Consider the following 238-nt stretch of genomic DNA (forward strand, 5'->3'; position numbering starts at 1 on the left):
GGTAATATCTTCATAAAACCCCATGTTTAACATTTCATCAGCTTCATCTAAAACGCTATATTCAATTTTAGATATATCAACCATTCTACGGCTAATCATATCTTTCATTCTACCAGGAGTAGCCACAATAATTTGCGCGCCACGTTTAACCTGTTTGGCTTGTTCTGTAATGCTTGCGCCACCATAAATAGCGGTTACGTTTAAGCCTTTGCAATATTTACCATAAAGTTTTAGTTCA

The 238-nt window shown here is 35.7% G+C and carries 1 protein-coding gene; it reads right to left on the minus strand.

From position 1 onward, the window contains the following. Positions 1-238: DEAD/DEAH box helicase (locus tag FUA24_RS23570; protein ID WP_148545781.1), on the minus strand; the 238-nt coding region annotated here is incomplete at both ends.

The sequence above is a fragment of the Seonamhaeicola marinus genome (genome assembly GCF_008085455.1).